Origin of the sequence: Pseudomonas sp. BN414, from assembly GCF_029871275.1 — a bacterium.
In the GTDB taxonomy this organism is placed as follows: Bacteria; Pseudomonadota; Gammaproteobacteria; order Pseudomonadales; family Pseudomonadaceae; genus Metapseudomonas; species Metapseudomonas resinovorans_C.
In genome coordinates, this window is record NZ_SSOL01000078.1 from 171233 (window position 1) to 188132 (window position 16900).

Genomic DNA, 16900 nt, shown 5'->3' on the forward strand with positions numbered 1-16900 from the left:
GGGGAGTCAGGAGACTCAGGCGTAGGGGTGGCGCAGGACGATCGTCTCGTTACGGTCAGGACCGGTGGAGATGATATCGATGGGCGCACCCACCAGCTCTTCCACGCGCTTGATGTAGGCGCGGGCGTTGGCCGGCAGTTCTTCCAGGCTCTTGGCGCCGACGGTGGACTCGGTCCAGCCCGGCATTTCCTCGTAAACCGGCTGCAGGCCGATGTAGCTGTCGGCATCGGTCGGCGCATCGACCAGAACCTCGCCGTTCAGGTCCTTGTAGCCGGTGCAGATACGGATGGTTTCCAGACCGTCGAGCACGTCCAGCTTGGTCAGGCACAGACCCGAGATGCTGTTGATTTCGATGGCGCGACGCAGGATCACGGCATCGAACCAGCCGCAGCGACGGGCACGACCGGTGGTGGAGCCGAACTCGTGGCCACGCTTGGCCAGGAAGGCGCCGGTTTCGTCGAACAGCTCGGTCGGGAACGGGCCGGAACCCACGCGAGTGGTGTAGGCCTTGGTGATACCGAGGATGTAGTCCAGGTACAGCGGACCGAAGCCGGAGCCGGTGGCGGTGCCGCCAGCGGTGGTGTTGGAGCTGGTGACGTACGGATAGGTGCCGTGGTCGATGTCCAGCAGCGAGCCTTGCGCGCCTTCGAACATGATGTAGGCGCCTTGCTTGCGCAGCTGGTGCAGGCGTGCAGCGACGTCGACCATCATCGGCTTGAGCAGCTCGGCGTAGGCCAGGGCCTCGTCCAGGGTCTTCTGGAAGTCGACCGCCGGCTCCTTGTAATAGTGCTGCAGAACGAAGTTGTGGTAGTCCAGCAACTCGCCCAGCTTGGCGGCAAAGCGCTCGCGGTGGAACAGGTCGCCGATACGCAGGCCGCGACGAGCGACCTTGTCTTCGTAGGCCGGGCCGATGCCGCGACCGGTGGTGCCGATCTTGGCGTCGCCGCGGGCCTTCTCGCGAGCCTGGTCCAGGGCCACGTGGTACGGCAGGATCAGGGTGCAAGCCGGGCTGATGCGCAGGCGCTCACGCACCGGTACACCCTTCTCTTCCAGCTTGGTGATTTCGCGCATCAGCGCATCGGGCGCGACCACGACGCCGTTACCGATCAGGCACTCGACATTTTCGCGCAGGATGCCGGACGGGATCAGGTGCAGCACGGTCTTCTCGCCGTCGATCACCAGGGTGTGACCGGCGTTGTGGCCGCCCTGGTAACGCACTACGGCGGCAGCCTGGTCGGTCAGCAGATCGACGATCTTGCCCTTACCCTCATCACCCCACTGGGTGCCCAGGACTACGACATTCTTACCCATAACACTTGTCCTCTTCGCAGAAGCTCGGAGCCGGCAGCCGCCGGCGGAAAACACGGATAATCGTTAGCGGCCGGCAGTTCAGCACCGGCCTTGAAACGTCTCAGGAAAGCGCCGCCACCTGCCAACGCCCACCGCTCAGAACAAGCTGGCGGTCACAGCCGGCTTCCTGTGCGCTTGCCACTTCCTGGCCCGGCAGGGCCTGCACCACGCGCTGGCCATCAGCGCGAAGGCGCTTGACCTCGTACCACAGGTACGGGTCATGGCTGTCCGGCGCCCAGATGCCAGAAATCTCTTGTTCCAGCGACATGTTGCCCAGGGTCACCAGGGTCTTCAGGTCGGTGGAGAAACCGGTGGCCGGGCGCGCCCGGCCGAAGTCGGCGCCAATATCGTCATAGCGACCGCCCTGGGCGATGGACTGCCCAACGCCCGGCACGAAGGCGGCAAAGACCACCCCGGTGTGATAGTGGTAACCGCGCAGCTCGCCCAGGTCGAAGTACAGCGGCAACTCTGGATAGCGCAGTTCCAGCGCATCGGCGATGGCGATCAGCTCGTCCAGTGCGCGATGCACATCCTCCGGCGCATCCATCAGCACGCCCTGAGCCAGATCCAGCACTTCGCGGCTGCCGCAGAGTTCGGCCAGGGAGCGGAGCATGGATGCCAGTTCGTGAGGCAGGTCTTCGGTGAGCTCGGCCACCTCGTCCACTGCCTTGCGCTGCAGGGCGTCGAACAGGCTGCGCTCAACCTCGCCGGAAAGACCCGCGGCCTTGGCCAGCCCGCGATAGATCCCGACATGGCCGAGGTCCATATGCACGTCCGGCACGGCGGCCAGTTCGAGCATCTCCAGCATCAGGCTGATGACCTCCACGTCGCTCGCCGGACTGGCGTCGCCGTAAAGCTCAGCACCCAACTGGATCGGGCTGCGCGAAGTGGATAGCGCTCGCGGCTTGGCGTGCAGCACGCTGCCGGCATAGCACAGGCGATTCGGGCCTTCACGACGCAGGGTGTGAGCATCGATGCGCGCAACCTGCGGCGTGATGTCTGCGCGGAATCCCATCAGGTGGCCCGACTGCGGGTCGGTCACCTTGAAGGTGCGCAGGTCGAGGTCCTGACCGGCACCGGTCAGCAGGGACTCGAGATATTCGATGTGCGGAGTGACCACGAAGTCGTAGCCCCAACGCTGGAACAGATCCAGCACCTGGCGGCGGGCTGCCTCGATGCGTGCCGCCTCGGGCGGCAGTACTTCTTCGATACCGTCTGGCAGCAGCCAGCGATCTACCGTTGCCATTTCGCCAATCCCCTCTCAACCGGGCGGCAAGCCATCAGTGAAGCAGATAAAGGAGGCCGGTCCCCAGCAACATGCTGGACAGGCCCATCAGGCGGAGATGACGGTCTTTGAACTCCGCCACCCCAAGCACCGCGGCGCGCCAACGGCGCGGATAGAGGAAGGGCAGGATGCCTTCCAGCACCAGCATCAGACAAAACGCAATGCCGAGTTCCTGCCACATGATTCCCGCGGACGCAAAAAAGCCGGGATTTCCCGGCTGACCCATGATAACACGTTTTCCCTGACGGTCACCCCGGCGGACGATGAGCGTCCGCCGGGGGACTTGTATCAGCGTGCGGCCTTGTCCAGATAGCGGAAGAAATCGCTATTGGGATCCAGCACCATCACGTCGCTCTTGTTGGCGAAGCTTTCACGGTAAGCCTGGAGGCTGCGGTGGAAAGCGTAGAACTCCTGGTCCTGCCCGTATGCCTTGGCGTAGATCGCAGCGGCCTTGGCATCGCCATCACCGCGGGTTTCCTCGGCTTCGCGATAGGCTTCGGCCAGTAGCACACGACGCTGGCGGTCGGCATCCGCACGGATACCCTCAGCCAGTTCCGAACCCTTGGCACGGTGCTCACGAGCCTCACGTTCCCGCTCGGTACTCATCCGCTCGAACACGCTGCGGTTGACTTCCTTGGGCAGGTCGATGGCCTTCACCCGAACGTCCACGACCTCGATGCCCAACTCCTTGCTGGCCATGCGATTGAGGGCGGAGGTGATGTCAGCCATCAGCGCATCGCGCTCACCGGACACCACTTCATGCAGCGTGCGCTTACCGAACTGGTCGCGCAGGCCTGCTTCCAGGCGGCGGGACAAGCGCTCGTCGGCGATTTGCTTCATGCCGGAGGTGGCGGTGTAGAAACGCTCGGCATCAGCCACTCGCCATTTGGCGTAGGCATCCACCATCACTGCCTTCTTCTCAAGGGTGAGGAAGCGCTGTGTGGGCGAGTCCAGGGTCAGCAGACGCGCGTCGAACTTGCGCACCTGGTTGACGTACGGAATCTTGAAGTGCAGGCCGGGCTGGACATTCGCCTCGACGATGCGGCCGAACTGCAGCAGCACTGCCTTCTCGGTCTGCGACACGATGTACAGGCTGCTCCACAGGAGCAGGGCCACCACCACGCCGCCGATCAGGGCAAACAGCGATTTATTGCTCATCAGCGACTCTCCCTGGAACGCGAATTGCGCTGCTGCAAGTCAGTGGCGACACGCGAACCGAGATCACTGCCGCTCGCGGCGGCCGACGCTGCCGGAGCACCCGGAGCCTGGCTGGCACCTCGGTTATCGATCATCTTGTCCAGCGGCAGGTAGAGCAGGTTGCTTTGCCCATCCTTGCCGGAAACCAGAACCTTGCTGGTATTGGCCAGCACATCCTGCATGGTTTCCAGGTACAGGCGCTGGCGGGTAACTTCCGGCGCCTTCTGGTACTCCGTGAGCAGCTTGATGAAGCGGTCAGCCTCACCTTCGGCGCGCGCAACGACTTCATCGCGGTAACCGTTGGCATCCTCGATGATGCGCTGGGCCTGACCACGAGCCTCGGGAACCACGGCATTGGCATAGGCCTCGGCCTGGTTCTTGGCGCGCTGCTCGTCCTCGCGAGCTCGGATCACGTCGTCGAAGGCTTCCTGCACTTCGCGCGGCGCGGCCGCACTCTGTACGTTGACCTGGGTGACGGTGATACCGGTGCGATAGGTATCGAGGAAGCGCTGCAGGCGCTCCTTGATTTCGCTGGCCATCAGCTCACGACCTTCGGTCAGCACCTGGTCCATCTCGGTAGAACCGACCACATGGCGCAAGGCACTCTCGGTGGCATGCTGCAGGCTGACCTCAGGCTGGTCGACGTTCAGCACGAAGTCCTGGAGGTTGCTGATCTTGTACTGGACGGTAAGCGGTACTTCGACGATGTTCTCGTCCTCGGTGAGCATCTGCCCCTGCTTGCTATAAGCGCGCTCGCGGGTGACGTTCTCCTGGAACTTGCGGTCGATCGGCGGGAAGTAGATGTTCAGGCCAGGACCGACAGTCTCGTAGTACTTGCCGAAACGCAGCACCACGGCCTGCTCCTGCTCGTCCACAACATAAACCGCGCTGTACAGCCAGACCACGGCAAGCAGGGCCAGGCCGATGCCAAGCAGGCCGAAACCGCCCGACCTGCCGCCACCTTCGTCGCCGCCGCCACGTTTCTTGCCGCTGCCGAACAATCCGTTCAGGCTGTCCTGCAGCTTGCGGAAGGCCTCGTCCAGGTCCGGTGGCCCTTTGCGGTCGCCGCCACGGCGCCCACCCCAGGGGTCCTGGTTATTCGAGTTGCCACCCGGCTCGTTCCAAGCCATAGCGCTCTCCATACTGATAAAGCAAAGACGCGCCCACGGCGCGCCCGCCCATGCTACCCAAGCCCGCGGCCCGCCGCAAAATCACCTCAGCGGGCTTTATTGCAAAGTGTGTTGCTCGAGAAACTCGCTCGGCTGCCAGCCTTCTCGGCTGACCAGTCGATTCAGCTCAACGCGCGGCAGACGCACTGCAAGCAGAGCATCCCCCGCCTCGTTGTGATCCTCGGTCTGTACCGCACCCAAGGCAAAGAACTGTGCCCGCAACCGACCAAAACGCTGTGGCAGACGCAGGGTACCCACGAAGAGGTCATCACCCAGCAACTCGGCCACAGCCTGTTCCAGCAACTCGAGACCGCTACCATCACGCGCCGACAACCAGACCCGCTCGGGCTTGCCATCCTCGTCGCGCTGGATATGCGGCTCGACGTTCGCCAGCAGGTCGACCTTGTTGTAAACCTCCAGCATAGGCAGGCCTTCAGCACCGATCTCACCCAGCACCGCCAGCACCTGTTCGATCTGCGCCATGCGTTCGGGCTCGTGAGCATCGATCACATGCAGCAGCAGATCGGAGTTGGACGATTCTTCAAGGGTAGCCCGGAAGGCTTCGACCAGCTTGTGCGGCAGGTGTCGAATGAATCCTACCGTGTCGGCCAGGACGATCGGCCCGAGGTCATCCAGTTCGAGCCGGCGCAGGGTCGGGTCGAGGGTGGCGAACAGCTGGTCAGCGGCATAAACCTCGGACGTGGTCAGCGAATTGAACAGCGTGGACTTGCCAGCGTTCGTATAGCCGACCAGGGACACCGAGGGAATATCCGCACGCTTGCGCCCACGACGGGCCTGCTCGCGCTGGCTGCGGACCTTTTCAAGACGCTGCTTGATCTGGCGAATGCGCACACGCAGCAAGCGACGGTCGGTTTCCAGCTGGGTTTCACCGGGACCGCGCAGGCCGATACCGCCTTTCTGCCGCTCAAGGTGAGTCCAGCCGCGTACCAGACGCGTACTCATGTGATCCAGCTGGGCCAGTTCGACCTGCAGCTTGCCTTCATGGGTACGTGCACGCTGGGCGAAGATATCGAGAATCAGACCGGTACGGTCGAGCACCCGGCATTCAAAAGCGCGCTCGAGGTTGCGCTCCTGACTGGGTGTGAGGGTGTGATTGAAGATGACCAGCTCAGCCTTCTCGGCCCTGACCAGGTCATGCAACTCATCGACCTTGCCGCTGCCGATTAGATACTTCGCCGTTGGCTGGTGACGGGAAACAGAGACGAATGCCACTGTATCCGCACCGGCCGAACGAGCAAGTTCCAGGAACTCCTGCGGGTCTTCGCGCGCCTCGGGATTTTGGCCTTCCAGATGAACCAGAATGGCTCGTTCACCACCACCAGGGCGTTCGAAAAACAAAGCAGTCTCCTATCAGGCGTTACCCGGCTCAGGCTGCTCTTGCTCGGAAGCGCTGGGCAGACGTACGGGGCGGCTCGGTACCACAGTGGAAATGGCGTGTTTGTAGACCATCTGGCTGACAGTGTTCTTCAGCAGAATCACGAACTGGTCGAACGATTCGATCTGGCCCTGCAGCTTGATGCCGTTCACCAGATAGATGGAAACCGGTACGCGTTCCTTACGCAGGGTATTGAGGTAAGGGTCTTGTAGCGAATGCCCTTTTGACATGTGCCGCACTCCTTTAGGGAAAAGTTTTTAGTTTTCAAATGACAAGAAAGATGACTGGTCCCGCCCTACCCCCAAGGATAGACGGTAACCGGTGAGGTCTCAGTTCAATATGGAGACCGACTTCAGGTATTTCAAGGTACGCGGCAGATTGTCGCAAGCAAGACTGTCCAACCAGTGCAGATCGGACCAACTGCGCAACCAGGTGAACTGTCGCTTGGCGAGTTGGCGGGTGGCGATAATGCCGCGCTCTTCCATCTCGTTCCGGGTCAGCACGCCATCCAGGTAATCCCAGGCCTGGCGATAGCCGACCGCCCTTATCGACGGCAACCCTGCATGCAAATCACTTCTGCAGCGCAGCGCTTCGACCTCTTCGATGAAACCCTGTTCCAGCATCAAACGAAAACGTTGCGCAATTCTTTCGTGCAACACCTGACGCTGGGCCGGCGCAATAGCCAAGTGCGCGACAGTATACGGCAAATGCGCCGTTCCTGGCGTGTTCTCGGCCGTATTTTGCGCAGCTTGCCGCTGTCGGTGGGCGGTCATGGTGAGCCCGCTGACCTTGTAGACCTCAAGCGCCCTTGTCAGACGCTGCGGATCGTTGGGATGGATGCGCGCCGCGGACTCCGGATCGATCGCTGCCAGCTCCCGATGCAGCGCATCCCAGCCCTCGCGAGCCGCCCGGGCCTCCAGTTCGGCACGCACATCGGGATCGGCGCTGGGCATATCCGCCAACCCTTCCAGCAATGCCTTGTAATAAAGCATGGTGCCCCCCACCAGCAGCGGAATCCGCCCCTTGGCAGTGATTTCCGCCATCGCAGCCAGGGCATCAGTGCGGAATTCCGCGGCCGAATAGCTCTCTGCCGGATCACGGATATCGATGAGGCGATGGGGAAACTCGGCCAGGGTGGCCTTATCCGGCTTGGCGGTACCGATATCCATGCCGCGATAGATCAACGCCGAATCGACGCTGATCAGCTCGCAAGGCAGGGTTCGCGCCAGCTCCAGCGCAAGATCGGTCTTGCCGGCGGCCGTGGGGCCCATGAGGAAGATTGCCGGTGGCAGCCTTTCAGCCATGCTCAGCGACCACGAAGGAACAGTTTATCCAGGTCATCCATGCCCAATTGGGTCCAGGTCGGACGCCCGTGGTTGCATTGGCCGCTGCGCTCCGTGTGCTCCATGTCGCGCAGCAGGGCATTCATTTCCGGCTGGGTCAGGCGACGATTCGCCCGCACAGCACCGTGACAAGCCATGGTGCCCAGAAGCTCGTTGAGGTGCGCCTGGATACGGTCGCTCGTGCCGTATTCCAGCAGATCAGAAAGCACATCACGCACCAACTGGGAGGCCTCGGCCTGTTTCAACAGTGCCGGGATCTGGCGGATGGCCAGGGTTTCCGGACCCAGGCGCTGCAGCTCGAAGCCAAGACGGCGGAACCACTCGCCATGCTCCTCGGCGCAATCCGCCTCGCGCTGGCTGACTGCAATGGATTCCGGCACCAGGAGCGGCTGCCCCTTGAGCCCTTCGCTGGCCATGGCCACTTTCAGGCGCTCGTAGGTAATGCGCTCATGGGCCGCATGCATATCCACCAGCACCAGCCCCTGGGCGTTCTCCGCGAGGATGTATATGCCCTTGAGCTGCGCCAGGGCGTAGCCCAGCGGCGGCACATCGCCCTGGGACTCCGGCAGCGCAGCCGGTGCAGAAGCCGTCGACAGCGGCGCGAAAAACTCGCGATAGGCGCCCTGAGCCTCGGCAATTGGCACGACTGGTTGCGGACGTGGCGCCTGGTAGCCACCAACAGGCGGATTCCAGGCCGGCTGGGACGACGGGCGCTCCAGGACGTTGGCCGCCAGGCTCATTTCGCCCTGGGGACCGAATTCACCTGCGGCAAGACCACTCGGCCGGACAACCGCGTCGGTAGCGGCAGGCGCAGCGAGCTGGTCCTCCGGACGCACTTCACCCAAGGCGCGGTGCAGCGTGCCGTAGAGGAAGTCATGAACCATGCGGCTATCGCGGAAGCGCACTTCGTGCTTGGTCGGGTGCACATTGACGTCGACCACTGCAGGATCAACCTCGAAGAACAGTACGAAGGTCGGATGCCGGCCGTTGTAGAGCACATCCCGGTAGGCCTGGCGTACAGCGTGGGCCACCAGCTTGTCGCGCACCATGCGGCCGTTCACATAGAAGTACTGCAGATCGGCCTGGCTACGGGAAAAGGTAGGCAGGCCCACCCAACCCCAAAGATGCAAGCCATTGCGCTCGACCTCGATGGGCAACGCCTGCTCCAGGAAGGCAGGACCGCACACCGTAGCGACCCGGCGGGCGCGGGCGATGGCGTCGCGTGCTTCATGGAGCGCGAAGATGGTCTTGCCGTTGTGCCGCAGGTGGAAAGCCACATCGAAGCGGGCCAGGGCCAGGCGCTTGATGACTTCCTGCAGATGGTCGAACTCTGTTTTCTCGGCACGCAGGAACTTGCGCCGCGCCGGGGTATTGAAGAACAGGTCACGAACCTCCACCGAGGTGCCCACCGGATGCGCAGCGGGCTGGACCCGCGCCTCCATGTCGCGCCCCTCGGTTTCCACCTGCCAGGCCTGGTCGGCATCGGCGGTGCGCGAAGTCATGGTCAGCCGCGCGACGGAACTGATCGAGGCGAGCGCTTCGCCGCGGAAGCCCAGGCTCATCACCCGCTCCAGGTCTTCCAGGTCGCGAATCTTGCTGGTGGCGTGGCGCGCCAGTGCCAGGGGCAGGTCGTCAGGGGGAATACCGCCGCCATCGTCGCGAACCCGCAGCAGCTTGACGCCACCCTGCTCGACTTCGACGTCGATACGGCGCGCGCCAGCATCCAGGCTGTTTTCCAGAAGTTCCTTGATGACGGACGCGGGACGTTCGACCACCTCACCGGCGGCAATCTGGTTCGCCAGCCGCGGACTCAGCAGCTGGATGCGCGCCGGCTCGCTCATGGCTGTGCCGCCAGGGTCGCGGCAGGAATGTTCAGGACCTGACCGACCTTGACGTTGTCGTTGGACAGCGAATTGGCCTTGCGCAGTGTCGCCACGCTCACTTCGTAACGCTGGGCGATCAGCGCCAGGCTCTCCCCGGAGGTGACAATATGCTCACGCGGGCCTATGGCGATCTTGCCCTGATCACGCAGCCAGGCGATGTAGGTACCGGGCGGCGGGTTCTGCTGGAAGAATTGCTTCACCCCGGTCCTGATCGAGCGCGCCAAGGCCTGCTGGTGGCCCGGCGATGCCAGCTTCTGGGATTCGTTGTGGTTGGAGATGAACCCGGTTTCCACGAGGATCGAGGGGATATCCGGCGACTTCAGCACCATGAACCCTGCCTGCTCCACCCGGCGCTTGTGCAAGGAAGTGACCTGGCCGACGTTGGACAGCACCTTCTGCCCGACATTGAGGCTGGAAGACAACGTTGCCGTCATCGACAGGTCGAGCAGCACGCCAGCAAGCATCCGATCCTTGTCGTCGAGGCTGACACTGCCCACACCGCCGATCAGGTCGGAGCGGTTTTCGTTATCGGCCAACCAACGGGCGGTTTCCGAAGTGGCACCGCGGTCCGACAGGGCGAACACCGAGGCACCGAAGGCACTGCGGCTGGGCGCAGCGTCGGCATGAATGGAAACAAACAGGTCAGCGCCTTTCTTGCGGGCGATCTCGGTGCGTTTACGCAACGGGATGAAATAATCGCCAGTACGCACCAATTCGGCGCGGAAGCCTTTCTCCTGGCTGATCTGGCGCTGCAGTTCCTTGGCGATGGCCAGGGTCACGTTTTTCTCGTGCTGGCCCTTGGGCCCAAGGGCACCGGGGTCTTCGCCGCCGTGGCCGGCGTCGATTGCAACCACGATGTCGCGCTTGCCACCCGGTGCTGGCGGCAGCTTGCTGGGTGCCGGCTGGGTAGGAGTCACGGGCGGTTGCGGCGTAGTCGGCGCAGTGGCCACCTGGGGCGCGCTGGCCTCTTTGGCGGCGGCTTCCTGATCGAACAGGTCCACTACCAGGCGGTTGCCGTACTGCTGGTTGGGCGCCAGGAAAAAGCTTTTCGGCGTCACGGTGGACGATATATCGATCACCACCCGCAGGTCGGTGGGGGTGCGCTGGGCAGAGCGAACACTGGTGATCGGCGTATTGCTGAGCGACAACTGCTCCAGCTTGGTAGCCAGCTGGGCGCCATTGATATCGATGACGATGCGGTTGGGAGCCGTCAGGGTGAATACGGAATGTTGCACCGGTCCGGATAGATCGAAGACCAGGCGGGTATTGTCAGGCGCGCGCCAAAGCCGCACCCCGCGGACCTCCGCGGCAGCCAGGACATCAGCGGCGAACGCCGCGAGCAGAACCCCAATCCCGGCAAACAGTGCGCGCGAGCGCATACCCCACCCCATCTTTGTTTTCATGCTCCCAAGGCCAGGGCGGCACACCATGCTTCGCCACGTTTGGTATGTGGCGAAAAACGCAGCGAACGGCCGCCCGCTTGCGGCGTAATGTTAATGTCCAGGTCGGCCTTTGGCAAAATGCCGGCGCCCCGCTGAGGCCACTCGATCAGACACAAGGCGTCGCCTTCGAAGTAGTCGCGGATACCCAGAAATTCCAGTTCCTCCGGGTCGGCCAGGCGGTATAGATCGAAATGGAAGGCGCGCTTGTCACCTATTTCATAAGGCTCCACCAGGGTGAAGGTGGGACTTTTCACCGCACCGGCATGACCCAACCCCCGCAGGAGGCCGCGAGATAGCGTGGTTTTGCCCGCTCCCAGATCCCCGTGCAGATAGAGAATGCCGTGCCCTTCGGTCAGGGTCGCCAGACGGGCGCCGAGGGACATCATGGCGTCCTCGCCTTCGGCATACAGGATCACTTCAGGCACGGTGCAAACTCCTCGAGCAACTGACGAATGGTCGGAATCAGATCGCTGGCCGCCAGCCCCCGGCCCGCGCGGGCCAGGTTCTCGCCCGCATTGGCATGCAGCCAGACCGCAAGGCAGGTGGCGGCATAGCCGTCCATCCCCTGCGCCAGCAGGGCGCCGATCAGCCCGGCGAGCACATCGCCCAGCCCTGCCCCGGCCATTACCGGATGACCACGATCACAGAGTGCGAGACGGCCATCGGGGGCCGCCACCAGACTGCCAGCGCCCTTCAACAGGACGACAGCATTGAATTTCTGCGCCAGCGCGAGGGCCGCGCGCGGCCGATCAGCCTGCACCTCGGCTGTCGGAACGCCGAGCAGGCGCGCAGCCTCGCCCGGATGCGGCGTGATCACCGAACCCGCAGGCAGTTCGGCCAGATTGTTCGCCAGCAAATTGAGCGCATCGGCGTCCCAGACCTGGGGAGCCTCCAGGCCGACCACGACGCTGAGCAGGCTGCGCCCCCAGGCGCCCTGCCCCAGCCCCGGCCCCACCACCAGCACATCGGCCTTCTCGGCCAAGGCTAGCAATTGATTGGCGGAGCTGATCCCGGCACACATCACCTCCGGACACCTCGCCAGGGCGGCTGCAACATGCTCCGGCCGGGTCGCCAGGGATACCAGCCCGGCGCCGCTGCGCAGCGCACTCTCCGCCGATAGCAGTGCCGCTCCGCCCAGTCCGCGATCACCGCCCACGACCAGCAGGTGCCCGAACTGCCCTTTGTGAGCGGTACGCGGCCGCGGCGCCAGGCGTTGCAGACTGCCCGCCGCCATGCGCTCGGCGACACGGGGCGTTGCAGCGACCAGCGAGGCGTCGGCCTGCAGATCATCGAACACCAGTTCGCCGACCTGGTTCGGCGCATCCGCCGTGAAAAGGCCCAGCTTGAGCCCGATAAAGGTCACCGTCAGATCCGCGCGCACCGCAACACCCAGTACACGACCGGTATCGGCACAGAGGCCGGACGGAATATCCACAGCCAGCACCGGCAGGCCGCTGGCATTGAGCAGGCGGATGGCCTGCGCATAGGGCTCGCGCACTGCGCCAGCAAGGCCGGTACCCAGCAGCGCATCGACTATGACGCCTTCGAGCACGGCGCATTCGCTCCAGGGCTGGATGGCGATCCCGGCGGCAACGGCTTCGTCCCGTGCCAATGCGGCATCCCCAACCAACGCATCCGCAGCGCCCACAGCCAGGACTTTCACCCGCCAGCCAGCGCGCAGGGCCAAGGCAGCGACCAGATAACCATCGCCGGCATTATTGCCACGCCCGGCCAGCACGCTGAGGCTACCCGCCTCCGGCCATCGTCGGCGCAAGGCACGCCAGGTCGCATGGGCGGCGCGTTGCATCAGTTCGAAACCCGGGGTACCCGCCGCAATCAGACGGGCATCGAGGCCCCGCACCTGGGCGGCGCTATGAAGTGAAAGTGGCAGGTCGTCGCGGGAGGAAAGCATCGGATTCGGTTACGGCTGCGAGGTCTGGCAGAATTATATCCACCTCGCCACCGGTTTCCCGCCCCAGCATGATCCTTTCCACGCAAGATCTCGCCTCCCTCGCCCAATCCATCAAGGAATGGGGCCGAGAGCTGGGCTTTCAGCAGGTGGGCATCACCGATGTGGAACTCGGCGAACACGAGCACCATCTGCAGCGATGGCTGGACGCCGGCTACCAGGGCGAGATGGACTATATGGCCGCGCATGGCAGCAAGCGCTCCCACCCTGACGAGCTGGTGCCGGGCACTTTGCGCGTGATTTCCCTGCGCATGGATTACCTGCCCGGCGACACGCGCATGGCCAAGGTGCTGGGCCAGCCGGAAAAGGCCTATGTATCGCGCTACGCCCTGGGCCGCGACTATCACAAGCTGATCCGCAAGCGCCTGCAGCACCTGGCCGAACGCATCGAGAAGGCGATAGGACCGTTCAGCTATCGCGCCTTCGTCGACAGCGCACCGGTACTGGAGAAAGCCATTGCGGAGAAGGCCGGCCTGGGCTGGATCGGCAAGAACACCCTGGTTCTCAATCGCAAGGCGGGGAGCTACTTCTTCCTCGGCGAGCTGTTCGTCGATGCCCCGCTACCGGTGGACGCACCGCACGGCAGCGAACATTGCGGCCGTTGCTCGGCCTGCATGGATATCTGCCCGACCGCCGCGTTCACAGGCCCCTATCAGTTGGACGCGCGGCGCTGCATCTCCTACCTGACCATCGAATACAAGGGCAGCATTCCCGAAGATTTGCGCCCGCTGATCGGCAATCGGGTATTCGGCTGCGACGATTGCCAGATGGTCTGCCCGTGGAACCGCTTCGCCCGCCCGTCGGATGAAGGCGATTTCCAGCCGCGCCATGGCCTGGACAACGCCGAGCTGGCGGAGCTTTTCCGCTGGAGCGAGGAAGAATTCCTGAGTCGCACCGAAGGCTCGCCACTGCGCCGCGCCGGCTATGAGCGCTGGCTACGCAATCTGGCGGTGGGACTGGGCAATGCTCCTTCGAGCATTCCGGTACTGGAGGCGCTCAACCTGCGCCGCGAGCATCCCTCGGCGCTGGTTCGCGAGCATGTGGAGTGGGCGCTTGCCCGGCACAGGGCAAGCGGCGCCTGAATCAGATCTTGAAGAAGTGCTCGCGGTAGTGCTGAAGCTCCGCGATCGAATCACGGATGTCGTCCATTGCCAGGTGGCTGCTGCTCTTCTTCACCCCTTCACGCACTTTCGGCGACCAGCGCGCGGCCAGTTCCTTGACGGTGGAAACGTCCAGGTTGCGGTAGTGGAAGTAGGCCTCCAGTTGCGGCATGTGCCGATAGAGGAAGCGGCGGTCCTGGCAGATGCTGTTGCCACAGATCGGCGACTTGCCCTTGGGCACCCATTGTTCGAGGAAAGTCAGGGTCTGCGCCTCGGCTTCCGCCATGCTGATACGGCTCTCGCGTACGCGCTGGGTCAGACCGCTCTGGCCATGTTGACGGGTGTTCCACTCATCCATGCCAGCAAGAATCTCATCGCTCTGATGGATCGCAATGGTCGGACCTTCGGCCAGGACGTTCAGCTCGCTGTCCGTCACGATGGTGGCCATTTCGATGATGACGTCCGTATCCGGGTTCAGGCCGGTCATTTCCAGATCGATCCAGATCAGGTTCAGGGCATTCTGCATATTCGGTCTCCAGGGCAAGACGCGCATTCTAGCTTAGAGCCTGCTGCTGCGGGCTGCGTGCTAAACTCGCGCGGTTTTTTCCAAGCGGAACCACCATGGCCAAACGCCAACTTACCCGCCGGCAGAGCTGGCGCATCGAGAAAATTCAAGAGGAGCGCGCCGCCCGCGCAGCCAAGCGGGAGTCGCGCGCACTCGAAGAGCTCGAGGGTGGCGACCTCGGCCCCGAGCAGACGGGCCTGGTGATCGCCCACTTCGGCGTCCAGGTGGAGGTCGAAGCCCTGGACGGCGAACAGGCCGGCGAAGTGGTGCGCTGCCACTTGCGCGCCAACCTGCCACCCCTGGTGACCGGTGATCGCGTCGTCTGGCGCCACGGCAATCAGGGCAGCGGCGTGATCGTCGCCCAGCTGCCCCGCAGCTCCGAGCTGTGCCGACCGGACATGCGAGGCGTGCTCAAGCCGGTGGCGGCCAACGTCGACCAGATCGTCATCGTCTTCGCCCCGCTCCCGCATCCGCACGCCAACCTGATTGACCGTTACCTGATCGCTGCCGAGCACGCTGGCATCCACCCGCTGCTACTGCTGAACAAGGCCGATCTGGTGGATGACGAAAACGCCGCCATGCTCGACGACCTGCTCGGCGTGTATCGCCAGCTGGGCTACCCGCTGCTGGAAGTATCGGCGCGCGAAGGCGGCGGCATGGAAGACCTGATGGCCCGGCTCGACGGCCACATCAGCGTGTTCGTCGGCCAGTCCGGCGTGGGCAAGTCGTCGCTGGTCAACAGCCTCTTGCCGGGCGTGGACACCCGCGTAGGCGCGCTGTCCGAACTCACCGGCAAGGGCACCCACACCACCACGACGGCGCGCCTGTTCCACTTCCCGGGCGGCGGCGAGCTGATCGACTCCCCCGGTATCCGCGAGTTCGGCCTAGGGCATGTCAGCCGTAGCGATGTCGAGGCCGGCTTCGTCGAGTTCAACGAGCTACTCGGAACCTGTCGGTTCCGCGACTGCAAGCACGACCGGGAACCTGGATGTGCCCTGCTGAAGGCCCTGGAAGACGGCCGCGTGCATCCGCAGCGAATGGCCAGTTACCGACACATCCTTTCCAGCCTGCCAACCGACGAGTACTGAGCCGGCAGCTAACCCGCAAAAAAAAGGCCACGCATTGCGTGGCCTTTCAGTTTTTCGGATGGATCACTGCCCTTTGGGCTCGTCCATCTTCAGCACGCCATCCTCGAAGATATTCAGCTTCTCCCGCAGTTCACGCGGCTGGGTGGGCACTGCCGGCTCGTTCGATGGTGCTTCCGGCGCGACACTTCCACTGGCGGGTGGTTCGGGCTGCACCGGCGGTTCCTCAGGCTTGGCGGCATCGCCCTGCTCACCCTCGATGGCGCGCTGCGCCTTCTTGGTCAGGACGATGATGTCGATACGGCGGTTCACGGGGTTGAACGGGTCCTTGCGGTCGAACAACGCCGACGACGCATAACCCACCACCCGCGCCACCTGCTCGTCCGGGTAACCACCGGCGATCAGGGTCCGTCGCGCAGCATTGGCACGACCAGCGGAAAGCTCCCAGTTGCCGAACTCGCCATCCCCCGCATAGGGCTTGGCGTCGGTATGCCCGCTGATGCTGATCTTGTTGGGCACCGCCTTGATGGTCTCGGCGAGGATCAGCAGGATGTCTTCGAAGTACGGCTGCAGGCGCGCGCTGCCGAGGTCGAACATGGGCCGATTGGCCGCATCCATGATCTGGATACGCAGGCCGTCCTGGGTGATCTCGAAGAGGATCTGGTCTTTGAATTTGCGCAGTTCGGGGTTCTCTTCGACCTTGTTCTGCAATTCCTGCAGCAACAATTCCAAGCGTTCCCGCTCGATCTGGTCGGCCAGTGTTTCCACCTGGCTGGCATCCACCGGCGCCTTTTCTGTGGAATCGATCGCCGAATCCTGGGAGTCAGGGGCGTCCTTCAACTCCGGATTGAGCGTGCGGTCAGGTGCAGGCGTCGGCGTACCACCCAGGTCGATGACATAAGGACTGGCGCTCTCGGTAAAGCCGATGGGGTCTTTGAAGTAGCCGGAAATGGCCTTCTTCTGCTCCGGAGTGGCCGACGACATCAGCCACAGCACCAGGAAGAAGGCCATCATCGCGGTGGCGAAGTCGGCGAAGGCGATCTTCCATGCGCCGCCGTGGTGCCCGGCGGCGTAGCGCTTGACGCGCTTTACGATGATGGGCTGATTGTTCTCCAT

At 63.5% G+C, this 16900-nt stretch carries 16 protein-coding genes; 2 read left to right on the forward strand and 14 right to left on the reverse strand.

All coding sequences use genetic code 11. From position 1 onward, the window contains the following. Positions 1-15: 15 nt before the first annotated feature. From E8E95_RS26135 to E8E95_RS26190, 12 genes are all read right to left on the reverse strand, one after another. Entirely contained in the window at positions 16-1311 is a 1296-nt protein-coding gene (locus tag E8E95_RS26135; RefSeq protein ID WP_280355019.1) for an adenylosuccinate synthase, read from the reverse strand. 100 nt (positions 1312-1411) lie between these two features. Next, positions 1412-2596, reverse strand: a complete 1185-nt coding sequence (locus E8E95_RS26140) for an ATP phosphoribosyltransferase regulatory subunit (protein WP_280355021.1) — start codon at positions 2594-2596, stop codon at positions 1412-1414. A gap of 34 nt (positions 2597-2630) precedes the next feature. Further along, on the reverse strand, positions 2631-2816 hold the full coding sequence (locus tag E8E95_RS26145) for a DUF2065 family protein (protein ID WP_077523748.1): 186 nt from the start codon (positions 2814-2816) through the stop codon (positions 2631-2633). A gap of 107 nt (positions 2817-2923) precedes the next feature. Then, complete coding sequence (gene hflC / locus E8E95_RS26150) at positions 2924-3793, reverse strand: protease modulator HflC (RefSeq protein WP_077523749.1); 870 nt, start codon at positions 3791-3793, stop codon at positions 2924-2926. After that, positions 3793-4962 (reverse strand): FtsH protease activity modulator HflK, encoded by a 1170-nt coding sequence (gene hflK, locus E8E95_RS26155; RefSeq protein WP_280355024.1) that lies wholly within the window; start codon positions 4960-4962, stop codon positions 3793-3795. Before hflK ends, hflC begins: the two co-directional genes overlap by 1 nt. A 96-nt stretch (positions 4963-5058) precedes the next feature. Next, positions 5059-6360, reverse strand: coding sequence for a ribosome rescue GTPase HflX (gene hflX / locus E8E95_RS26160; RefSeq protein ID WP_280355026.1), 1302 nt, complete (start codon positions 6358-6360; stop codon positions 5059-5061). A 12-nt stretch (positions 6361-6372) separates the two neighbouring features. Continuing rightward, complete coding sequence (gene hfq / locus E8E95_RS26165) at positions 6373-6627, reverse strand: RNA chaperone Hfq (protein ID WP_003453015.1); 255 nt, start codon at positions 6625-6627, stop codon at positions 6373-6375. 99 nt (positions 6628-6726) lie between these two features. Beyond that, the gene (miaA, locus tag E8E95_RS26170; RefSeq protein WP_280355027.1) at positions 6727-7701 is read right to left on the reverse strand and encodes a tRNA (adenosine(37)-N6)-dimethylallyltransferase MiaA; all 975 of its coding nucleotides are present in this window, start codon (positions 7699-7701) and stop codon (positions 6727-6729) included. A gap of 2 nt (positions 7702-7703) precedes the next feature. Then, positions 7704-9581, reverse strand: coding sequence for a DNA mismatch repair endonuclease MutL (mutL, locus tag E8E95_RS26175; protein ID WP_280355029.1), 1878 nt, complete (start codon positions 9579-9581; stop codon positions 7704-7706). Beyond that, a complete protein-coding gene (locus E8E95_RS26180; RefSeq protein WP_280355434.1) occupies positions 9578-11014 on the reverse strand; it encodes an N-acetylmuramoyl-L-alanine amidase in 1437 nt (478 codons plus the stop codon). The genes mutL and E8E95_RS26180 overlap by 4 nt, the downstream gene beginning before the upstream one ends. An 8-nt stretch (positions 11015-11022) precedes the next feature. Beyond that, positions 11023-11490, reverse strand: coding sequence for a tRNA (adenosine(37)-N6)-threonylcarbamoyltransferase complex ATPase subunit type 1 TsaE (gene tsaE, locus E8E95_RS26185; protein ID WP_280355031.1), 468 nt, complete (start codon positions 11488-11490; stop codon positions 11023-11025). Beyond that, complete coding sequence (locus E8E95_RS26190; RefSeq protein ID WP_280355033.1) at positions 11478-12977, reverse strand: NAD(P)H-hydrate dehydratase; 1500 nt, start codon at positions 12975-12977, stop codon at positions 11478-11480. Before E8E95_RS26190 ends, tsaE begins: the two co-directional genes overlap by 13 nt. A gap of 68 nt (positions 12978-13045) precedes the next feature. Here E8E95_RS26190 and queG point away from each other — a divergent pair, with 68 nt between their 5' ends. After that, positions 13046-14116 (forward strand): tRNA epoxyqueuosine(34) reductase QueG, encoded by a 1071-nt coding sequence (queG, locus tag E8E95_RS26195; protein WP_280355034.1) that lies wholly within the window; start codon positions 13046-13048, stop codon positions 14114-14116. 1 nt (position 14117) lies between these two features. On the opposite strand, the gene orn is transcribed toward queG, so the two are convergent. Next, positions 14118-14660: an oligoribonuclease gene (gene orn / locus E8E95_RS26200; protein ID WP_179062433.1), complete on the reverse strand. Its 543-nt coding sequence runs from the start codon at positions 14658-14660 to the stop codon at positions 14118-14120. Between the two features lie 95 nt (positions 14661-14755). Here orn and rsgA point away from each other — a divergent pair, with 95 nt between their 5' ends. Next, positions 14756-15787: a small ribosomal subunit biogenesis GTPase RsgA gene (gene rsgA, locus E8E95_RS26205; protein WP_280355036.1), complete on the forward strand. Its 1032-nt coding sequence runs from the start codon at positions 14756-14758 to the stop codon at positions 15785-15787. Positions 15788-15850: 63 nt separating this feature from the next. On the opposite strand, the gene motB is transcribed toward rsgA, so the two are convergent. Continuing rightward, complete coding sequence (motB, locus tag E8E95_RS26210) at positions 15851-16900, reverse strand: flagellar motor protein MotB (RefSeq protein WP_280355038.1); 1050 nt, start codon at positions 16898-16900, stop codon at positions 15851-15853.